The sequence below is a fragment of the Mesorhizobium sp. BHscii genome (assembly GCF_053848065.1).
Window position 1 is genome coordinate 1 of sequence record NZ_JBSPKW010000014.1, and the last position, 18,117, is coordinate 18,117.

General features: G+C 60.9%; 19 protein-coding genes and 1 pseudogene. 7 read left to right on the plus strand and 13 right to left on the minus strand.

Annotated elements, in window-relative coordinates:
* Positions 1-117 precede the first annotated feature (117 nt).
* The 3 genes from ACWTU7_RS19465 (at position 118) to ACWTU7_RS19475 (ending at position 1,483) form a co-directional block, all read left to right on the plus strand.
* Entirely contained in the window at positions 118-402 is a 285-nt protein-coding gene (locus tag ACWTU7_RS19465; protein WP_029352425.1) for a hypothetical protein, read from the plus strand.
* A 521-nt stretch (positions 403-923) separates the two neighbouring features.
* The gene (locus ACWTU7_RS19470) at positions 924-1,109 is read left to right on the plus strand and encodes a DUF3606 domain-containing protein (protein WP_455839833.1); all 186 of its coding nucleotides are present in this window, start codon (positions 924-926) and stop codon (positions 1,107-1,109) included.
* On the plus strand, positions 1,106-1,483 hold the full coding sequence (locus ACWTU7_RS19475) for a hypothetical protein (protein WP_455839832.1): 378 nt from the start codon (positions 1,106-1,108) through the stop codon (positions 1,481-1,483). Before ACWTU7_RS19470 ends, ACWTU7_RS19475 begins: the two co-directional genes overlap by 4 nt.
* 905 nt (positions 1,484-2,388) lie before the next feature.
* Here ACWTU7_RS19475 and ACWTU7_RS19480 read toward each other — a convergent pair.
* Positions 2,389-2,568 (minus strand): DUF3606 domain-containing protein, encoded by a 180-nt coding sequence (locus ACWTU7_RS19480; RefSeq protein ID WP_029352431.1) that lies wholly within the window; start codon positions 2,566-2,568, stop codon positions 2,389-2,391.
* 677 nt (positions 2,569-3,245) lie between these two features.
* Here ACWTU7_RS19480 and ACWTU7_RS19485 point away from each other — a divergent pair.
* Positions 3,246-4,493, plus strand: a complete 1,248-nt coding sequence (locus tag ACWTU7_RS19485; RefSeq protein WP_455839831.1) for a hypothetical protein — start codon at positions 3,246-3,248, stop codon at positions 4,491-4,493.
* Here the strand turns inward: ACWTU7_RS19485 and ACWTU7_RS19490 are convergent.
* From ACWTU7_RS19490 to ACWTU7_RS19515, 6 genes are all read right to left on the minus strand, one after another.
* On the minus strand, positions 4,474-4,980 hold the full coding sequence (locus tag ACWTU7_RS19490) for a hypothetical protein (protein ID WP_095520578.1): 507 nt from the start codon (positions 4,978-4,980) through the stop codon (positions 4,474-4,476). The two genes, ACWTU7_RS19485 and ACWTU7_RS19490, sit on opposite strands and share 20 nt — an antisense overlap.
* A 29-nt stretch (positions 4,981-5,009) precedes the next feature.
* Positions 5,010-5,603, minus strand: coding sequence for a hypothetical protein (locus ACWTU7_RS19495; protein ID WP_455839830.1), 594 nt, complete (start codon positions 5,601-5,603; stop codon positions 5,010-5,012).
* Positions 5,600-6,133, minus strand: a complete 534-nt coding sequence (locus ACWTU7_RS19500) for a hypothetical protein (RefSeq protein WP_455839829.1) — start codon at positions 6,131-6,133, stop codon at positions 5,600-5,602. Before ACWTU7_RS19500 ends, ACWTU7_RS19495 begins: the two co-directional genes overlap by 4 nt.
* Positions 6,134-6,447: 314 nt before the next feature.
* A complete protein-coding gene (locus ACWTU7_RS19505) occupies positions 6,448-6,804 on the minus strand; it encodes a VOC family protein (protein WP_455839828.1) in 357 nt (118 codons plus the stop codon).
* 29 nt (positions 6,805-6,833) lie between these two features.
* The gene (locus tag ACWTU7_RS19510; protein WP_455839827.1) at positions 6,834-7,232 is read right to left on the minus strand and encodes an SRPBCC family protein; all 399 of its coding nucleotides are present in this window, start codon (positions 7,230-7,232) and stop codon (positions 6,834-6,836) included.
* Between the two features lie 68 nt (positions 7,233-7,300).
* Positions 7,301-8,080 carry a DUF6597 domain-containing transcriptional factor gene (locus ACWTU7_RS19515; protein ID WP_455839826.1) on the minus strand — a complete coding sequence of 260 codons (780 nt, stop codon included), beginning with the start codon at positions 8,078-8,080 and terminating at the stop codon, positions 7,301-7,303.
* Positions 8,081-8,566: 486 nt separating this feature from the next.
* Here ACWTU7_RS19515 and ACWTU7_RS19520 point away from each other — a divergent pair, with 486 nt between their 5' ends.
* Together ACWTU7_RS19520 and rimO are read left to right on the plus strand one after the other, a co-directional pair.
* Positions 8,567-9,253 carry a TerC family protein gene (locus ACWTU7_RS19520; RefSeq protein ID WP_029352456.1) on the plus strand — a complete coding sequence of 229 codons (687 nt, stop codon included), beginning with the start codon at positions 8,567-8,569 and terminating at the stop codon, positions 9,251-9,253.
* Between the two features lie 185 nt (positions 9,254-9,438).
* The gene (gene rimO, locus ACWTU7_RS19525; protein WP_065010042.1) at positions 9,439-10,752 is read left to right on the plus strand and encodes a 30S ribosomal protein S12 methylthiotransferase RimO; all 1,314 of its coding nucleotides are present in this window, start codon (positions 9,439-9,441) and stop codon (positions 10,750-10,752) included.
* A 129-nt stretch (positions 10,753-10,881) separates the two neighbouring features.
* Here the strand turns inward: rimO and ACWTU7_RS19530 are convergent, their stop codons facing one another.
* Together ACWTU7_RS19530 and ACWTU7_RS19535 are read right to left on the minus strand one after the other, a co-directional pair.
* Positions 10,882-11,613, minus strand: coding sequence for a LysR substrate-binding domain-containing protein (locus ACWTU7_RS19530; RefSeq protein WP_455839846.1), 732 nt, complete (start codon positions 11,611-11,613; stop codon positions 10,882-10,884).
* A 39-nt stretch (positions 11,614-11,652) separates the two neighbouring features.
* Positions 11,653-11,790: pseudogene (locus tag ACWTU7_RS19535) on the minus strand (helix-turn-helix domain-containing protein); the annotation flags it as partial.
* A gap of 112 nt (positions 11,791-11,902) precedes the next feature.
* Between ACWTU7_RS19535 and ACWTU7_RS19540 the strand changes: the two are divergent.
* Positions 11,903-13,207: a beta-propeller fold lactonase family protein gene (locus ACWTU7_RS19540; protein WP_455839825.1), complete on the plus strand. Its 1,305-nt coding sequence runs from the start codon at positions 11,903-11,905 to the stop codon at positions 13,205-13,207.
* Between the two features lie 122 nt (positions 13,208-13,329).
* Here the strand turns inward: ACWTU7_RS19540 and ACWTU7_RS19545 are convergent, their stop codons facing one another.
* From ACWTU7_RS19545 to ACWTU7_RS19560, 4 genes are read right to left on the minus strand one after another with little or no spacing between them, the layout of a single operon-like run.
* Positions 13,330-14,397: a BMP family ABC transporter substrate-binding protein gene (locus tag ACWTU7_RS19545; RefSeq protein WP_127210089.1), complete on the minus strand. Its 1,068-nt coding sequence runs from the start codon at positions 14,395-14,397 to the stop codon at positions 13,330-13,332.
* 47 nt (positions 14,398-14,444) lie between these two features.
* Positions 14,445-15,365: an ABC transporter permease gene (locus ACWTU7_RS19550; RefSeq protein WP_455839824.1), complete on the minus strand. Its 921-nt coding sequence runs from the start codon at positions 15,363-15,365 to the stop codon at positions 14,445-14,447.
* Positions 15,365-16,477: an ABC transporter permease gene (locus ACWTU7_RS19555; protein WP_065010037.1), complete on the minus strand. Its 1,113-nt coding sequence runs from the start codon at positions 16,475-16,477 to the stop codon at positions 15,365-15,367. The genes ACWTU7_RS19550 and ACWTU7_RS19555 overlap by 1 nt, the downstream gene beginning before the upstream one ends.
* Positions 16,474-18,051 (minus strand): ABC transporter ATP-binding protein, encoded by a 1,578-nt coding sequence (locus ACWTU7_RS19560; protein WP_455839823.1) that lies wholly within the window; start codon positions 18,049-18,051, stop codon positions 16,474-16,476. Before ACWTU7_RS19560 ends, ACWTU7_RS19555 begins: the two co-directional genes overlap by 4 nt.
* Positions 18,052-18,117: the final 66 nt, after the last annotated feature.

The window sequence follows — 18,117 nt, forward strand, 5'->3', positions numbered from 1 at the left end:
GCGACTCAAGCCGCAGGGCGGGCAATCGGTTCCGGAACATTTTAGCAAAATTGAATGTTTAGTAGCATGACGAAACTATCCGACGTGCACGATCGGCTGGAAATGGAGCCCTAGGCCATGGCGGTCAAGATCGGCGACGAAGTCACGCTCACCGTGACAATCCTGAAGGTGCTGGACAACGGCATGTCGAGCGTGAGCATACCCTCTTACAACTTTCCCTTTTCGATCGACACACCGAAGAGAACAAGGGCCGGCCAGAAGGTCGAGATCACCGGCTTTGTCACTCGGGTCGATGACGAGAACGGCAAGGTGACGGTCCGGATCGAAGGAGCCGGCCTAGTCACGGTAGATGTCGAAACAGTATCGCACGAGCCCGCGCCTAGGGTGCGTCAGTCTCGGTAATCATGGCCCCTGCCACGAAAATTGCGCGGTGCAAGGCTAATCGCAAGCCGTTGATCAACGAATTGTTTAGCGTGCTCCGCGATCCTGGTTGCCGAATGGAAGCTCTTGCTGAAATTGTCTCTTGCGGCGGACCCCAATCCGCTCGGCCGGTGTCTCTACCAGGCAATCTACCCCAACGCCCCCAAGGGACGCCGGCCACAAGCGTGTCCGTTCGGCACCTAGTGTCAACGCCGCGATTTCAACAGCCGGGCCTCACGCAACAATGAATTCCAATTGGTGCCGATCAGTTCGATCAACACCCGAGCATCAGACTCCGAGATGCCTGTTTGCCTGGCCAATTGCCGGGCCAAAGTCTCGACGGCAGACCCGCTATCCGGCCTTCGCTTACTATCATCCTCGCTCATAGGGCAGCTCCATAGAGCCGAACGCAGAGCGAGGCCGAATGTTTCTTTAAAGCACCCGAATTACGGGAACCTTCTGGCCAATTCCGCGGTTTCGCTTGGCCAACAGGAGGACGATCAATGGCCGACGACAAAACAAAGCGCGATTTCCTCGACCGCAATCGGGTTTCCGCCGACGAAGTCTACGAGGTCGATCATTTCGCCAAGTCGAACGGCATTACACCGGAGCAGGTCAGGGAATTGATCCGCCGCCACGGCAACGAACGGGCCACGCTGGAGCGTGAGGCCAAGAGAATGGAGTCATGAACGAGAGCTGTCCGACTATGACGAGGATGCCCGATCAAGACCGTGGTCAACTGTCGCCTGGGAATGATCTAGAAATTCACCGCTTCGCCAAGGAAAACGGCGTCCGGTCCGACCAAGTGCGCGAGCTGATCCGGCGGCATGGGGCCAGCCGTGCGGTGCTAACGGAGGTCATTGCGGCGCTTCGAAGACGAAGTCCGGCAGTGGCACTCTCGGATATTGACCTGCCGCCCGTAATCGGCAAGCGGCAGGGCAAATGCGAGGCGGATCATTTCAACCCCTGTCCGGTCTGTGGCCAAGTTTTCGACATGCGCGATCGGCGCCAGGCAGCGTGGCACGCGCAGCCGGAACATGAGCCACTGGATATGGACGGCTGAGATTGGTAGCTGGTGGACTAGGGGTTCTCGTCGGCGCGTCTATCCCTCGCCGCTCAAGCTCCTCCTGAAGCTCCACCGCCAACGCAAGAAGCCTCGGTGGCAAAGTCTGTTCGCCGTCCAATCTTAGCAGATCTCGAAGCTTGCGTCGGTAGTCTTCCGATCTGATCAACTCTCGGAAGGCACGGTCTTTGTCGTGAGTTGCCATAACGATCACCTTTGGTGCGCAACTCTTTGATTGCTGAAGAGTTCCGCAAAGGGACGAAATGTTTGCTGCAGCATCATTCGTGGAGGTCGAATGCTACCGCGCGTCCGAACGCCGGAGCTGCCGTCACGATAAGCTCGATCAGCGCCTGTCCGTGCATTCGAGATGAGGGCCATTTTGGCGAACCGGTGCTACAATGGCCTTGACAGAGACCGTGCCACCGTAGGCGATCTTGTGGATGGCCTGATGGACAAGGTCCACGGCTTCGCGCTCACAATTCGTCTTAGCATTCACCTGAGGCGCCCCCCGGCCATAAGCCACAAGCGCCCATTTGTTGGCACTTTGCGTGGGAGGATCAACAGGTTATTTGGGCCGCGCACAAATGGTAGCGGGGCGAGGATAACCGGCGCTCAAGCTAACGAACGGCTACTGCTCGCCCCCATCGGAAGCCACGGACAGCCTAGGGCAGTAGCTGCCTCTATAACAGCCTCATTAGCTCGTCGGTGGATGCGACCAGATCAGGCGCGGCGTGCCGAATATGATTCAACGTCGCTTTGATCGAAGCGGTGTCCCGACGGTCCGCCCGGTTAAGGATTCCCGCCACGAGCATGTCGAGTCAGCCGCGCTGGACTGGCTTGTGCGCAAGTAGGTCCCCAGTCAGGCGAGGCTACGCCTGAATCGCGCCGGCCGGAGATCGACCCGACTAGTCGTCATTCTTCAAATCTTCAGCTTCGTCCCTCAGCCGCTGCCAGTCCGCGCCGTGCTTGCGAAGCAATGCCCGCGCCTGTTTGGGCGTTACCTCTGTCACCTCCGCCAGGTGCTCAACTTCAAGTTCTGCACCCTTCTTAACTCGGCTCGTGTCGCTCGTCCTCTTGTCCGCCATCTGTTGCGTCCTCCTTGGCCCAAGGTCAGTGGCAACGAATGTTGAACGTTGTGGTTCCGCCCCTGTGGAGCTAACTGCCGGCCGTGTAGTTCTACCGCCGAAGGAGATCTCAAATGCTTCGATTCCTAATCGGTCTTGGCGCGCTGTATGCGGCATTTCAAATCGGCCGGGAGTTTGGCCGCACAGAGGCGGAGGTCATCCAGATTCCACCCGACGATCGGCGTCCGACGCCTGGAAACGGGGCAGAGTTCCGCGAGCGGACCTAGGGCCTGGTAGCGCCCTCAAGCTTGCGCTATCTACGCGACATTGGCGCGAGCAAACCAGTACTCCGCGTCCCCAAAATCCTACGAGGACGCTATCTGCCTCGGAACTAATGCCGGGGCGACGTGACTAGTAGGATGCGCTGAGGATGAGCTTGATCCGCCTAACCACGAAGAAGCGCCGGAGCCGGCAGTGCACGCCGGCTCCGCCAGTCGACCCAGGTCCGCAGATTGAACAGGTCAAATGAACAGCATCAGCCGAACACCCCAACTACGAAGGTGATCGCAGATCCGTGGAGAAGGTTGGATTTCAGGTCCTCTCCCTCCGCCAATGCAACCCCTCCTTTTGGATTTGGGGGATCGTCTGGCGAAACAATATCTTAAGTCCGGACCGGAGCACAAAAGTCACCCGACGCGATGACCACGACGATTGACGACATATACCGGCCTCTTGCAGTAACCACGCGGTTGCTTGTCCAGTGCTGGCCGCAGCTATTGCTGGTCGGCTGCCTCGGTGTGATCGCTCATGATCTGCTGCTACAGGGCGCCGTGACGATCGGCCTCCAATTCCCGCTGGGCGGAATGGTCATGCTGTCGCTGGTGATTCTCGCCAAGCTGACGGTGCTGGTCATGATGTTCGTGGTGCTCCGGCCGCATATGCCGGCGGTGGCGGCACTGAGGAAACAAGCAAAAAAGGGAGTGGACGAAACAAAACGCGAGCCGATCCTGGCGATTACCGCCGCTGCGATCCTGCCTTTCTTCGCCTATTACGCCGCCTGGGGCTTTCTTGGCGATACGGTTCGCGAATATTCGCGCATGGCGCTGGCCCAAGCCGAACTCGGCAAGAGCGTCGACATCTTCGCCATTCTTCAGTCAAGCGGCGTGGTACTGTCGATCGTCATTTGCTGGCTGGTGCGTTTTGCCGCCAAGCGACTGAATGCGCGCGCCTCTCACCCCTACTGGCGGCTGCTGATCGTGGCGACGGACGCAGCTTGGGTCTTCATCGGTCTCTACGCGCTCGGCGTATGGAAAGACCAGTTCATCCGCTGGCTTGGCGCAGGCGCGGCGCTGCAGCTCAGCCTCGATTTGTTTGCGCCGGTAACTTCGGCGGCTGCCGCCGGCCAGTTCGTCCCGGTGGAATTCCGGCCGCTTCCCTTCGGAGAGCAGCTTCAGAATCTTTTCTTTTTCGCGTTGCTGCCGATTGTCTGGCTGGTGATGGCGGCGATCATCAACGGCTATGAGCTTTCCGCGCCGGCCGCTCCCGGTCCTGCGCTATCGCGCACGACCTCATGGCAAAAGTGGCTGAAGGATTTCGCGACGCACTTCGTTGGCGGCTACCGCAGCCGCTATTCGCCGGTCTGGACTTGTCTCAAGCTGACGCTCAGTGCCGGCCTTGCGACGCTTGTCACCTTCGTCATCGCCTATCAGGCCATCTCCTGGATCGGCGCCTGGATGTGGTATGGCCTGACAAGACTGATCGGAGCGCATGATCTCGCAACTTGGCAGATCTTCGCCGACACCATCAGCCTGTTCATCGGCAGCCCAAGCGAACTCGACGGAGGAATCCTGCTCGACGCAGTCCGAGTCGCGCTGCTTGCAGCCGTGCTCGAGACTGCAGTCGTCATGGCTGGCGAAGCACGTGGCGTCAGGTCCGCGGCTCGCTGACGCTGAGATGATTCGGTAGCGCCGAGTAGAGGCCAATCGATAGCGTGAGGCTGCTCGCCGCAGGCGGAATCGAAAAGCTGGCAGCCATCCGTGCCGGCTTGCCGGGCTCGGCCGCCGCGAACGCCATGCCGCCACACAGGGACCGTTGCTGGGCCTCCGGATATTGCTTCCTGACCATCGGATCGGCAAATAGGGTTGGCTGCCATTCGCGACCGCTTCCGTCGGAAAGCCGCACCTTGCATGGAACGGCGCCGAGCGCCTTCGGGTCAGCTGCGAGAGCTTCGAATTCGGCGAGGACGACGGCGTTTCCCTCACTGCCTGCCAGTCTGGTGATGCGCGTCACGGTCCAGCTTGCGCCGGCATAGTCGATCGGTTGCCCCAAGGTCGCAGATAGCGGCTGGCGCAAAAATTGGGAGCGCCAGTCCTTGATGCTTCCCCACGTCTGCACGACTAGCGCGGCAGGCAGCGCAACCACCAGCGCCGTCATGCTCAGCCGATAACCTCGCCGCGTTGACATCACCTTTGCGGGAGAACTTTCCATGGCGGCCTTTCTTCGTTGCGGCGGATGGTAATTGCGGGCTCGATGTCTTTGCCGGAAACATCCGTGGTGATGCGGATCTCATCGTCGAGCGGCAGCAATTTTGTGCGTGCGACCACTACGGTCCCGCCGGCGACGGCTTCTTCCGGCACTTCGAACACCAGAAGGACGCGGCGTGGCAGGCCGGGCTGATAGGCATCGCCCGGCATCATTTCGATCGTCGCCGGCAGCCGGTCGGTCAGGACATAACGGATGCCGCTGCCGCTCAGCCACTCACCCGATGTGAGACGCAAGGTCTCGAATTTCGCCTCCGCCTCGCCTTCGACCACAACCCATACGCCGGAACTTGTGTAGGTCTTTGACTTCCCGAAGGTCTCGACGTTGAGGATACGCGCGACCCTGGCGCTGTCCAGCGAAAGCGCGAACGCGCTAGCCTGGACACGCTTGTTCATGCCGCCCGAAGAGACTATCGGCGATGTAATGTCGCTGTAGAGCGGACGCGAATGCTGCATGCCGTAGAGCACGGCGGCAGCGAACAGCAGCGCAAGCACCGAACGCACCATGCGCATCATAGCGCCTTTTCCACCGGCAGATCGACCGTCGCAACGGGATCTCGGTCGTACCACCCGCTTTCGCCGTAGAGATTGTCGCGCAGCTTGTAGATTTGGCCGGTAACGGTGATCGTCACCTTGTCCGGCACGGGCACATCGGCCGGCCACTCCCAGGCCATGGTCAGGCGTTCCGGCATGTTGGGATTGAAATATCCCGCCAGATACTTGTCGCGATCGAGATAAACCGTTGGCATCGGCAGCTTTTGCGCCGGCGCGCTGAGCGTCACGGTGCGATAGAGCACGTTGTTTGGAGTGGCGGAACGGTTCACCACGTCCAGATCCACCATCAGAAGCTGCACCGGCTGCGACGGAGGAACGCCTGTCGGCGGCACTGTTCCGACACGTGCCGTTCGCAAGGTTACGAACCAGCGACCGGTATCGATCTGCTGGCCTGCTTGCACGACGGGCACCTTTGGCGGATGGGCAGCTTCGTAGAGCGTCATCGAAAACGAGATTGCCGATGCGGCCAGCCCGCCCAGGCCTGCAATCAAAAAAGCATACAGCCTTTGCCGTACTGTCGTTCGTGTCGGTTCCGTCATGCTTCGTGCGGTATGCGATGGTCCTCAGGCCAGCCTTATACGATGCGAGCTACGCCATCGGACAATAATTTTGTTACAACAGCAGCGCTGGCATCTCTAAGGTGGTTCAGCACAGAGATACCAGCCGCGCAATCGAATCCTTGGTAGCTCGCCCAGTCAGTATTCAATATCCGCTCCTGGCGCCAAGAGCGGCATTAAGCCCCGACGGCCCGCCCAAAACCATTCGAAGAGGCGCCGGGCTCGGTTCGGCGCCCCCTTCCGCTATCTCACTTGCCCGACCACACGGCCAGCTCGTAGCCGTCCGGGTCGGAAAAGTGAAAGCGGCGGCCGCCGGGGAAGGAATAGGCGGGCTTGACGATCTTCCCACCGGCCTCCTCGACGTGGCGCTGGGTCTCGTCAAGGTCGTCGGCATAGAGGATCACCAGCGGCCCGCCTGCCGCCTTGCTCTGGCCACCGAGGGCGAAGCCGCCGGTCAGGCGGCCGTCGTTGAACTCGCAATAGCTCGGCCCGTAGTCCTTAAAGGACCAGCCGAAGGCCTTGCCATAGAAGTCGCGCGAGCGCGCGATGACACCGACGGAAAACTCGACATAGTCGATGCGCTTGTCGTTGCTGGATTTGGCCATGATCTTCTCCTTTCCTGATCTTGGGAAGCTCAGCGTTCGAGCATTGCCTTCAGGGTGTTGAGGTCGCGCTCTACCGCCGCGGCGTCGGCAGCGAAGATCTCCTCCGTCATGTCCGGCATCCTCAGGAGCACGAACATGACCTCCGCGCCGGTTCCGTTAGGAACCACGCGCACCGCATTGCGGGTTTCCTTGCCATCGGCAAAGACGATGTGATCGAGGACACCGAATTCATTGGGCCGGGAGAAACGGATGCGGATGGGCCGGCCGTCGGGGTCCTCCGCGGTCCATTCCTCGCCCGATCTTTCGAAGCGCCGGCCGAGGCCTGCCGCCCAGCGCTGGAAATTCTCCGGGGTGGAGGCGAAGTCGTAGACTTCGCGCCAGTCCCGGTCGATGGACACGGTGATGATGCGGGATTTGTAGATCGTCATATCTGCCTCCTTTCAACGAAGGCAGACTAGGGGGAGTTGGCGGTGGCGTATTGAACGAAACGGCCAGTTCAGGCGCCGAGCTGTCGCAGAACCGTTGCGGGCGAGAACCCCGACAGGCGCCGCACCTCGCGCGTGAGATGCGCCTGGTCCGAATAGCCCGCCTCGAACGCAAGATCGACAAGGCGCGGCTTGGCGGACTGCCGCGCCAGGTTCAAAAACCGCTGGAAGCGGAGAATGCGGTCGAGCGTCTTCGGACCATAGCCGAAAGCCTCCTGGCAGCGGCGGCGAAGGGTTCGCGGGCTGACGTCGAGTCGATCGAGGATCACCGCCATGCCCGGACCGGCGGATTCCGTTTTCAGCGAGTTGAAGGCAAATCCCATGTCCGGAGGCGGCGGCTTGACATCGGGCGCAAGCCTGGAGAGCGCCGCTTGCATCGCCCGCATCCGCTCCGCCGTGGAGGATGCATCGCCAATTCTCTGGGCGATTTCGCGCGCCGGCGCCCCCCAGAACTGGCTGAGCCCCACCCGGCCGCCGACGATCTCCGACATCGGCAGCCCGAGCCACCGGCTTGCCGCACCCGGTCGGAAGCGGGTGCCGATCACAGTAGAGCCGGGTGTCAGCGTAGAGAGGGCAACGGCCACGTCGGGGCCCGCTACGACCAGATCGCCGTCGATCCAGGTGATGTCGACGCAACCGTCGGGGACCACGGCCGATAAGCTCCCCGCGTCCGGGCGCAATGTATTGGACCAGACACACAGGAAATGCCTTTCGAGTGCGGCCGGAGGATCGAACTCGCGGTACTCCCCGATCGCCCCGGAAAGGACGGGTGTGTTGTCGTCAGACGTCACGAGCCTCTCCTGTGAGGAACACTTTCTAAGGCATCGTACTCTTCGGTCCCCGAAATCTATCGCGGTGGCGGCGTGCTTCAACCCGTGCTGTCGTTCTCGATCAAGCCCTGCATCGCATGGTTGCGACGCCAGGCGGAACTGGGCAATTGTCGAGGATTCCACCAATCGTGGAGCGGTCGTGAGCGGAGTCGCGACCTCGGTGCATGCGCCGCTCGCGCCATCCAGCCGACGTTCCGCACGATTGCCGCATGACATCATTTTTACTATCCCGATGCCTGCAGGGACTGCTTGGCATGAGCAGTTTCGACAGATTTCCTTGCAGGGGCGCCATTTGCGTTCTGGTTTCGGGGTCATCTTGATCACGGCAGATCAGGCGGTTTGCCGGCCTTGTTCTCAAGCCATCTCTTGACGCGCGGGAACCATACACGTTAGGCGTTCGGGCACCCCACGCGAACGATTGGCGACCAAGCAAGGAAATTCCAGCTGATGGAAATTTTTACCGCCTCTGGCCTCGCGGCTCTGCTCCAGGTCATCGCCATCGACCTTGTGCTTGCCGGCGACAATGCCATCGTCATCGGCCTTGCCGCGGCAGGCCTGCCGTCGGACCAGCGCAAGAAGGCGATTCTCGTCGGCATTGCGGCGGCCACCGTGCTTCGCATCTTCTTCGCACTAATCACCCAGTGGCTCCTCACAATTGGCCCCATTCTTCTCATAGCCGGCGGCCTGCTGCTGCTTTGGGTGTGCTGGAAGATGTGGCGCGAACTCCGTGTCAGCCACGAGCAGGAACATGACGCGACGGAATCGTTGTCGAATGTCGATTACGACAAGAGCGGGACGATCGGCGGCAAAGGGCCGCGCAAGACCTTTGCTCAGGCAGCCTGGCAGATCGTCATTGCCGACGTTTCGATGTCTCTCGATAACGTCCTTGCAGTCGCAGGCGCGGCAATGGACCATCCGACGGTCCTGATCATCGGCTTGGCGCTGTCGATTGCGCTGATGGGCTTCGCCGCTTCGTTTGTCGCACGCCTCCTGCATAAGTACCGCTGGATTGCTTATATCGGCCTCGTGATCATTCTCTACGTCGCCGTGAAGATGCTTCTGGATGGTGCCGTGCAGCAGTTCCCCGAACAGTTTGCGTTCCTGGCGCCGTGGTTCGGACCGGGCGGTCATTGAACATGACCCTTTAGCAGCGCAGGCCCGCCGAGCGGCGCCAAGCCATTCCCCGGTTTGCTTGATTGCGGAACTATGCTATTGCGCCGTGCAAATTGAGCTTCTGCGAAAGTTCTAAAGATCAACATGTATCGAGACTTCCGGGCCGGGCCTTAGGGTTTCCGGCCCGCGTCCATTGGAAACCGCACATGTCTGCCCCTCGCGTCAGTTTCGTAAGCCTTGGATGCCCGAAAGCCCTCGTGGACTCGGAGCGCATCATCACGCGCCTGCGCGCCGAAGGCTACGAGATTGCGCGCAAACATGACGGCGCCGATCTGGTCGTCGTCAACACCTGCGGCTTTCTCGATTCGGCTCGTGATGAATCGCTCAATGCCATCGGCTCCGCCCTTTCGGAGAACGGCAGGGTCATCGTCACCGGCTGTCTAGGCGCCGAACCTGACGTAATCCGCGAGAAACACCCCAACGTTCTCGCCATCACCGGTCCGCAGGCCTATGAGAGCGTGATGGCTGCGGTGCATGAGGCAGCACCCCCGAGCCACGATCCCTACATCGACCTTTTGCCGCCGCAAGGCGTCAAGCTCACGCCGCGCCACTATGCCTATCTCAAGATTTCGGAAGGCTGCAACAATCGCTGCACCTTCTGCATCATTCCGGCGCTGCGCGGCGACCTCGTCTCGCGACCGGCGGCCGACGTTCTGCGCGAAGCCGAGAAACTGGCCAAGGCCGGCGTTAAGGAGATACTGGTCATTTCGCAGGACACCAGTGCCTATGGCATCGACATCAAATACCAGACGAGCATGTTCGGCGATCGCGAAGTGCGGGCGAAATTCCTCGATCTGTCGGAGGAACTCGGCAAGCTCGGCGTTTGGGTACGCATGCACTATGTCTACCCCTACCCGCATGTCGCCGATGTCATCCCGCTGATGGCCGAAGGAAAGATCCTTCCCTACCTGGACATTCCGTTCCAGCACGCCTCGCCGCAGGTGCTGAAGAACATGCGCCGGCCTGCCCATGGCGAAAAGACTCTCGACCGCATTCGCGGCTGGCGCGAAATCTGTCCGGATCTGGCGATCCGCTCCACCTTCATCGTCGGCTTCCCCGGCGAGACCGACGACGATTTCGAAATGCTGCTCGACTGGCTGGACGAAGCGAAAATCGATCGCGCCGGCTGTTTCAAATACGAGCCTGTCAGGGGCGCCCGCTCCAATGATCTCGGCCTCGAACAGATACCGCGGGAGATCAAGGAAGCGCGTTGGCACCGCTTCATGCAGCGCCAGCAGAAGATCTCGGCGACGCAGCTCGCCAGGAAAGTCGGCAAACGCCTGCCTGTCCTGATCGACGAGGCGCATGGCACCTCGGCGAAGGGCCGCACCAAATACGACGCGCCCGAAATCGACGGCTCGGTGCATATCCAGTCGCGCCGCCCGTTGCGCGCCGGCGACATCGTCACCGTCAAGATCGACCGCGCCGACGCCTACGATCTCTACGGTTCGGCGGTCTGATCGCCGGCGGGGCGAAGACCCTTTCTGCTAGAGCATTTTGCAGCCAAACGTCTTCGTTTGGCGTCCGACAAAATGCTTTAAAATAGAGAGTTAGAGCGCGGTTTTGGTTCGACCAAAACGCAAAGCGCTCTAGGACGTGACTGTTTCGCTTGCACGGATAAGCATCCGCCTGAGCCAGGCGTGACCGGAGTCGCTGTCGTTCCTCCGATGCCATAGCAGAGTTTCCTGATAACCGAAGTAGTCGAAGGGCAGCGGAAAAGAGCGCACGCGCGGCCAATTCGTCAGCCGGATCACGTTTGCCGACAAGGTGCAGATCATGTCCGTCTGGGCGATGATCGCCGGCACGGCGAGCGCATAAGGCAGGCTCATTGCGACGGTCCGTTTCAGACCGCGGTCGTCCAGAAGGCGATCAATGTAGCCCTTCAGATCGCCGACATGAGTGACCAGCAAGTGCGGATACTTCAGAAAGAGTTCGAGCGTCATCGCGTCGCGGATCTCAGGATGCTCTGCCGAGACGATCGATAGCCAGTTCACGTGGAAGAGTGATGCACGTTTGATCGTTGTCGGCGCATCGGGCAGGATAGTGATCGCAAGGTCTATCGAGCCCTTCTCGAGACAATCGACGATTTCCTGTCGGTGTAGGCTGCGCAGGACGATCGAAATTCTCGGCGCCGCTGAACGGAGCACCGGCATCAGTCTGGGCATTAAAGTCGCCGCGATGTGATCGGTGGTCGCGATCCTGAAGATGCGACCCGATCGCTCCGGCGAGAACTGGCCGAACCCTCCCAGCGCATCCTGGATCTGCCGTAGCGCGGCCCGGATCGGATCGGCGAGGTCGAGCGCCTTTTCGGTCGGCCGCACGCCATCGGCATGACGGACGAAGAGATCATCGGCGAAGAGCCGACGCAGATGGGCGAGGCGCTTGCTCATCGCTGGCTGGCTGAGCCCGATACGGGCTGCTGCCGCGCTCACGCTGCCTTCACTGAGCAGAGCGTCGAAGGCGACAAGCAGGTTCAGATCGATCGAAGCCAGATTCATGCTGGACCTCCGAACTCTTATTACTGAGAGGAATATTGAGATGTCAAATATCGATTGACGACTGAAAGCGAACCCCGAAAATAGGCGCCTTCAATCGATATGGAGACAATCCATGCGACGCTGTTCTCTCGCTGCTATTCTTCTATTCCTGATGCCGAACCTCTCAAGCGCTCAGCCGGCCGAAAGTCGCGGAGGGATCGTCTTTGCGTTGTCGGATGTCGATATGGTGCCGACCGTCTACGAGACGGGCGAGCTCGGGCCTCCAGATCCTCACAATCGGGATACGCTGTCCATCATCACCTCGCCGACAGAGCGGTCTCGCCCTGTTGCGATGACGGAGGTTTCGAATTCGACCTATGGGCCGCCCGGAGCACTAGACGTCTCCCTGGATGGCCAGTTCGTTTTCGTCGCCGAAACCTTCCGTCAACGCTCCGAACGGGCGACCCGCCTCGACGAGTTGCAGCAAGGCGACACGATCCGATCGCTCCAGTTCGATGGCGGCCACTCGGCGGTGGTCGACAGCGTGAGGATCGGAATCCAGCCGCAGGCGATCCATCTCAATCCTGCTGGCGATCTCATCGCCGCAATTACTGCCGACGCCGAACACGAACTCACTTTCGTTCCGGTCAGAGAGGGTCGGTTCGGCCAAGCATCCAGCTTCGGTCTCGGTCTTGAGCCCTCAACGGGTTTCATTCCATTGAAAGCGACCTGGGTGCAGTGGCATCCAAGCGGCCGGTATGTCGGGGTCAATCTCGTCGACCGTGGTCAGGTTGCCTTCTACGAGGTGCTGCGCGGAGAGGACGGAGCAGTTTCTGCTATTCGTCCCTGGGGCAATCGCATCCAGACGAACAAGTTCCCGTTTGTCGGCAGCTTTTCGCCGGACGGCCGCTACTACATCACCTCCGATGTTCAATGGGGAATCGATACGGCTGGTTTCTATGGCGTTCAGGAGGGCATCCTCACCACAGTCCGGCTTGCCGATGTCGGGACGACGGGCGACGCAGCAAGGCACACCGTGCCTCACATCGCGCTTGGTGGCTGGGGCGCCGAGACGATCGCCTTCAGCCCCGACGGCCGCTTTCTTGTCACGTCCAATCTTCGCGGCACCGGTAAGCCAGATGGCTCGCGCGACTGGACGGAGCACGCGTCGCTCAGCCTCTATCAGCTGGACCCTGAAACAGGACGGCTATCGCCGCACGGCGAATGGCCGCTCGCAGGCGTGCTGCCGCAAGGACTCGCTTTTGATCGCACGGGACAAAAGCTCTTCGTTGGCGTGAACCGTTACCGCAATGAGGAAGCGCCGCTTGGCGGCGCCGTCGAGATATGGCAGATCACTACGGATGGGCGCCCGGCGCTCGCTCCCACATCGGATCGTATCAGGCTGCCTACGGGCGTTCACACGATAGTCGCCCGCTGAACTTTCGTGAGTGGGATTCGCAAGCCGGGCAGGTAAACCTTCGAAGCTCTGCAGATGAAAAGAGGGCGCCCAAAGGCGCCCTCTCCTGTTCCGGCGAAAGCCGGCCGAGCCAAGGCTTGCGCTTACTGCGGCAGCTTGTCGTCGACGCCCTTGACATAGAAGTTCATGCCGAGCAGCGTGGCGTCGTCGGCGACTTCGCCGTCCTTCAGCCACGGCGTTCCGTCCTGCTTGGCAATCGGCCCGGTGAAAGGATTCCATCCGTCGATAATCTTCTTCTCGGTGGCTTCCGCCATCGCCTTCACGTCGTCGGGCATGTTGGTGTAAGGGGCCATCTTAACGGCGCCGTCCTTGATGCCCAGCCAGACATTGCCGGGCTTCCAGGTGCCGTCGAGTGCAGCCTTCACCCGGCCGATATAATACGGCCCCCAATCGTCGACGATCGAGGTCAACTGTGCCTTGGGAGCGAACTTGATCATGTCCGAAGACTGGCCGAAGCCCTGTAGGCCGCGCTCTTCGGCGACTTGCAGGGGAGCGGTCGAGTCGGTGTGCTGGACGATGATGTCGGCGCCCTGGTCGAACAGAGCCTTGGCGGCATCGGCTTCCTTGCCCGGATCGAACCATGAATTTACCCAGACGATTTTCGCCTTGAAATCTGGCTTGATTGACTGGGCACCGAGCATGAAGGAATTAATGCCCATCACCACCTCAGGAATCGGGAACGAAACGATGTAGCCCGCGACGCCCGACTTCGATTGCTTGGCGGCGATCTGGCCGAGGATGTAGCGGCCTTCGTAGAAACGTGCGTTGTAGATGCCGAGGTTTTCGGCCGTCTTGTAGCCGGTCGCGTGTTCGAACATCACGTCGGGGAACTTCTTGGCGACCTTTACTTCGGGGTCCATGAAGCCGAAGGACGTGCCGAAAATGATCTTGCATCCTTCGCGCGCCAGGCGCTCGAAGGCACGATCGGCATCGGGACCCTCGGAGACGTTCTCCAGATATGCGGTCTCGACCTTGTCGCCGAGTGCCTTCTCTACGTCCAGGCGGCCCTGGTCATGCTGGTAGGAATAGCCGAAATCGCCGATCGGGCCGGTATAGACCCAACAGGCTTTCAGTTTTTCCTGCGCTTCGGCGGTCGCTGCCAGCGACAATGCTGCCGCCGCGGCCATCAGCGCAATAAGCAGTTTTTTCATCGTGTTACCTCTCTGAGTTAAGCCTTGGAGCTTCCCGTTTGTTATTGTCAACGATCTGGAACGAATGGCTGCCCCAAGGAAGCCGGTGTGTTCATCATCGTCAAACGCTTGTTGCGCGAGATTAGAACGAGAACCACGATGGTTGCCAGATAGGGCAACGAAGAAAGCAGTTGCGAGGGAACCGGAATGCCAAAAGCCTGTGCATGAAGCTGGCCGATCCATACCGCGCCGAAGATATAGGCGCCAGCCAGCACCCGCCATGGCCGCCATGATGCGAACACGACCAGCGCCAGTGCGATCCAGCCGCGCCCGGCGCTCATGTTCTCCACCCATTGCGGCGTATAGACCAGCGACAGGTGGCCCCCGGCAAGGCCTGCACAGGCGCCGCCGAAGATCACCGCCAGATAGCGGTAGCGGATGACCTGGATGCCAAGGGCATGGGCCGATGTGTGGCTGTCGCCGATCGAGCGCAGCGTGAGCCCGGTGCGGGTCTTGAACAGGAACCACATGACGGCGGCGGTCAATGCAATCGAGATGTAGAAGATCGGGTCCTGGCCGAACAACAACCTGCCGATGACGGGGATCGCTGTCAGGCCGGGAATGTCGAGGTTTGGCAGCCTCGCGCCGGGCTGGCCGACAAAGCTGGTGCCCATCATGCCGGAAAGCCCGAGGCCGAGCAATGTCAGCGACAGGCCGGTCGCCACCTGGTTTGTGGCCAGCGACAACGTCATGACAGCGAACAGCAGCGAAAACACCGCACCCAAGGCGATCGCCGCCAACAACCCGATCCACGGCGATCCGGTGAGATAGCCGGCGCCGAAACCGCCGACCGCCCCCATGATCATCATGCCTTCGACACCGAGATTGAGCACGCCGGAACGTTCGACCACCAGCTCGCCGATCGCCGCGATCAGCAACGGCGTCGCCGCGGTTGCGATGGTCAAAAGAATGTTGACGGTGATGTCCATCAGCGGGCCTCCTCCAGCTTCGGCGCGGATTCAAGCTTCGGCGCGGCAAAACCGATCAAGCGAATGCGGTAGTGAATGAGCGTGTCGCAGCCGAGCACGAAGAACAGGAGCATGCCCTGGAACACGCGCGCCACCTTGTCGGAGATGCCGAGCGCGCTTTGCACCGCCTCGCCGCCGAGATAGGTCAGTGCCAGCACCAGGCCAGCAGCGACGATGCCGAGCGGATTGAGCCGGCCGAGGAACGCCACGATGATGGCGGCAAAACCGTAGCCGGGCGAGATCACCGGCTGCAGCTGGCCGATGGCTCCGGAGACTTCCGAGATGCCGGCAAGCCCGGCCAGTGCACCCGACAGCATGAAGGCGAAGAACACCATCCGGTTGATACCGAAGCCGGCGAAGCGCCCTGCCCTGGGGCTTGAGCCGAGCACGCGAACCTCAAAGCCTTTCAGCATGCGGCTCATCAGGATCCAGACCAGCACCGCCGCGACCAGCGCGAACACGAAACCCCAATTGGCACGGCCGGAGGCCGGCATCAGTTCCGGCAATATGGCCGAGTCGTTGAACTGTATCGTCTGCGGGAAATTGAAACCCTTCGGATCACGCCACGGCCCACGCACCAGCCAGTCGAGGAACAGCTGCGCGACATAGACCAGCATCAGGCTGGTCAGGATCTCGTTGGTGTTGAAGCGCGTCTTGAGCAAGGCGGGAATGGCGGCGTAGGCGGCACCGCCAACCATGCCGAACAGCAGCATCAGCGGCAGCACCAGCGGGCCTTCAAACTGGGGAAACAGCACCGGAATGCTCGAGCCGACGATGCCGCCCAGGATGAATTGGCCTTCCGCGCCGATGTTCCAGATGTTGGCCCTGTAGCAAACCGACAGGCCGACCCCGATCAGGATGAGCGGTGCCGCCTTGATCGCCAGCTCATGCAGCTGCCAGACCTGACTGACCGGCTCGAGGAAGTAAATTTGGAACGCCTTCAAAGGATTGACGCCAAGCAGTGCGAACAGGATGGCGCCGGCGATGATTGTCAACACGAATGCAATGAAGGGCGACAGCGCCGAGAACAGCATCGAGCGCTGCGGCCGTTTGACGAGTTCGAGGCGCATCATGACGTCTCCAGAGTGTGTTCGGCGTGGCCTGGCTCGGCCCCGCCCATCAGCAGTCCGATCTTTTCGAACGTGGCCTCAGCGATCGGCAAAGGCTTCGACAATTCGCCATTGTGCATCACCGCGATCGCGTCGGATATCTCGAACAGTTCGTCGAGGTCCTGACTGATGACCAGCACTGCCGAGCCGCTGCGCGCCAATTCGATCAGCGTCTGGCGAATGTGGGCGGCGGCACCGGCGTCGACGCCCCATGTCGGCTGATTGACGACCATGACGCTTGGGCTGCGGTCGAGTTCGCGGCCGACGATGAATTTCTGCAGATTGCCGCCTGAAAGCGCTGCCGCCTCCGGATCCAGGGCGCTCTTGCGCACATCCATCGCCTTGATGATGCGCTGGGCAGCGGCATAGATCGCATCGCTTTTGACCATTCCGCCGGCGCCGACAAACACCTTGCCGTCGGTGGCATGGCGCGACAAAAGCAGGTTTTCCGAAAGCTTCATGCGGGGGGCTGTACCGTGGCCGAGCCGCTCTTCCGGCACGAAGGCAGCGCCCATCAGCCGCCTGCCGGTGATGCTGAGGCCGCCGGCATCCTTGCCGCGGATGCGCACCGAGGCGGCATCCTGCTGTGGCACCTCGCCGGAAACGGATTCGAAGAACTCGCCCTGGCCGTTGCCGGCAACGCCTGCAATGCCAATCACTTCGCCGGCGCGTACCGTCAGGTTGATGTTCCTGAGCGGGATCGAGAACGGCGTTGCCGGCCGGCGGCTGAGCGCACGAATTTCAAGCAGCGGCCGCGCCGTCTCGATACCCTGAACCGGCGCGCGCACCACGGCCTGCACGTCGTTGCCGACCATCATGCGGGCCAGCGATGCCGCGGTTTCCTTGCGCGGGTTGCAATGGCCAACCACCTTGCCGTGGCGCAGCACGGTGGCGCGGTCGCAGATGCGCTTGACCTCTTCAAGGCGGTGCGAAATGTAGAGGATGGACTTTCCTTCCGAGCGCAACCGTTCGAGCGTCTCGAACAGCTTGTCGGCTTCCTGCGGCGTCAGCACCGAAGTCGGCTCGTCGAGAATGATGAGCTGCGGCGTCTGCAGAAGGCAGCGGATAATCTCTATACGCTGGCGCTCACCGACCGACAGGTCGCCGACCAGCGATTGCGGGTCGAGCGGCAAGCCGTAGCTGTAGGAAAGCGCCCTCGCCTTCGCGGCAATCGTGCTGATCGGCGAACCGTCGTCCAGCGACAGCGCGATGTTCTCGGCCGCCGTCAGTGCCTCGAACAGCGAAAAATGCTGGAACACCATGCCGATGCCGAGCTTCTTCGCAAAGCCGGGATTGGTGATCGCGACCGCCTGACCGTTCCAGAAAATCTCGCCCGAATTGGGCTCCAGTGTTCCGAACAGCATTTTGACGAGCGTCGACTTGCCGGCGCCGTTCTCGCCGAGCAACGCGTGGATTTCGCCTTTTGCGACGTTGAGATCGATATGGTCACACGCGGTCAGCGTGCCGAACGTTTTGGTAAGGCCACGAACCTCAAGCAGGTCTGCGCCGTCCTGATTTGCACTCACAGTGCCTCCCATCTGGTTTGCCAGATATGTTCTGTGTTCCCGCAGGCATCGTATGCGCGGCCTGCTGTCATCGCAAAG

Coding starts and splice junctions, on each gene's coding strand:
- ACWTU7_RS19520 (WP_029352456.1), top strand. CDS start 8,567: ATGGAAATTTTTACCGCCTCTGGCCTCGCGGCTCTGCTCCAGGTCATC.
- ACWTU7_RS19510 (WP_455839827.1), bottom strand. CDS start 7,232: ATGACGATCTACAAATCCCGCATCATCACCGTGTCCATCGACCGGGAC.
- ACWTU7_RS19505 (WP_455839828.1), bottom strand. CDS start 6,804: ATGGCCAAATCCAGCAACGACAAGCGCATCGACTATGTCGAGTTTTCC.
- ACWTU7_RS19560 (WP_455839823.1), bottom strand. CDS start 18,051: ATGGGAGGCACTGTGAGTGCAAATCAGGACGGCGCAGACCTGCTTGAG.
- ACWTU7_RS19495 (WP_455839830.1), bottom strand. CDS start 5,603: ATGATGCGCATGGTGCGTTCGGTGCTTGCGCTGCTGTTCGCTGCCGCC.
- ACWTU7_RS19465 (WP_029352425.1), top strand. CDS start 118: ATGGCGGTCAAGATCGGCGACGAAGTCACGCTCACCGTGACAATCCTG.
- ACWTU7_RS19545 (WP_127210089.1), bottom strand. CDS start 14,397: ATGAAAAAACTGCTTATTGCGCTGATGGCCGCGGCGGCAGCATTGTCG.
- ACWTU7_RS19555 (WP_065010037.1), bottom strand. CDS start 16,477: ATGATGCGCCTCGAACTCGTCAAACGGCCGCAGCGCTCGATGCTGTTC.
- ACWTU7_RS19550 (WP_455839824.1), bottom strand. CDS start 15,365: ATGGACATCACCGTCAACATTCTTTTGACCATCGCAACCGCGGCGACG.
- ACWTU7_RS19490 (WP_095520578.1), bottom strand. CDS start 4,980: ATGACGGCGCTGGTGGTTGCGCTGCCTGCCGCGCTAGTCGTGCAGACG.
- ACWTU7_RS19470 (WP_455839833.1), top strand. CDS start 924: ATGGCCGACGACAAAACAAAGCGCGATTTCCTCGACCGCAATCGGGTT.
- ACWTU7_RS19475 (WP_455839832.1), top strand. CDS start 1,106: ATGAACGAGAGCTGTCCGACTATGACGAGGATGCCCGATCAAGACCGT.
- ACWTU7_RS19480 (WP_029352431.1), bottom strand. CDS start 2,568: ATGGCGGACAAGAGGACGAGCGACACGAGCCGAGTTAAGAAGGGTGCA.
- ACWTU7_RS19540 (WP_455839825.1), top strand. CDS start 11,903: ATGCGACGCTGTTCTCTCGCTGCTATTCTTCTATTCCTGATGCCGAAC.
- ACWTU7_RS19485 (WP_455839831.1), top strand. CDS start 3,246: ATGACCACGACGATTGACGACATATACCGGCCTCTTGCAGTAACCACG.
- rimO (WP_065010042.1), top strand. CDS start 9,439: ATGTCTGCCCCTCGCGTCAGTTTCGTAAGCCTTGGATGCCCGAAAGCC.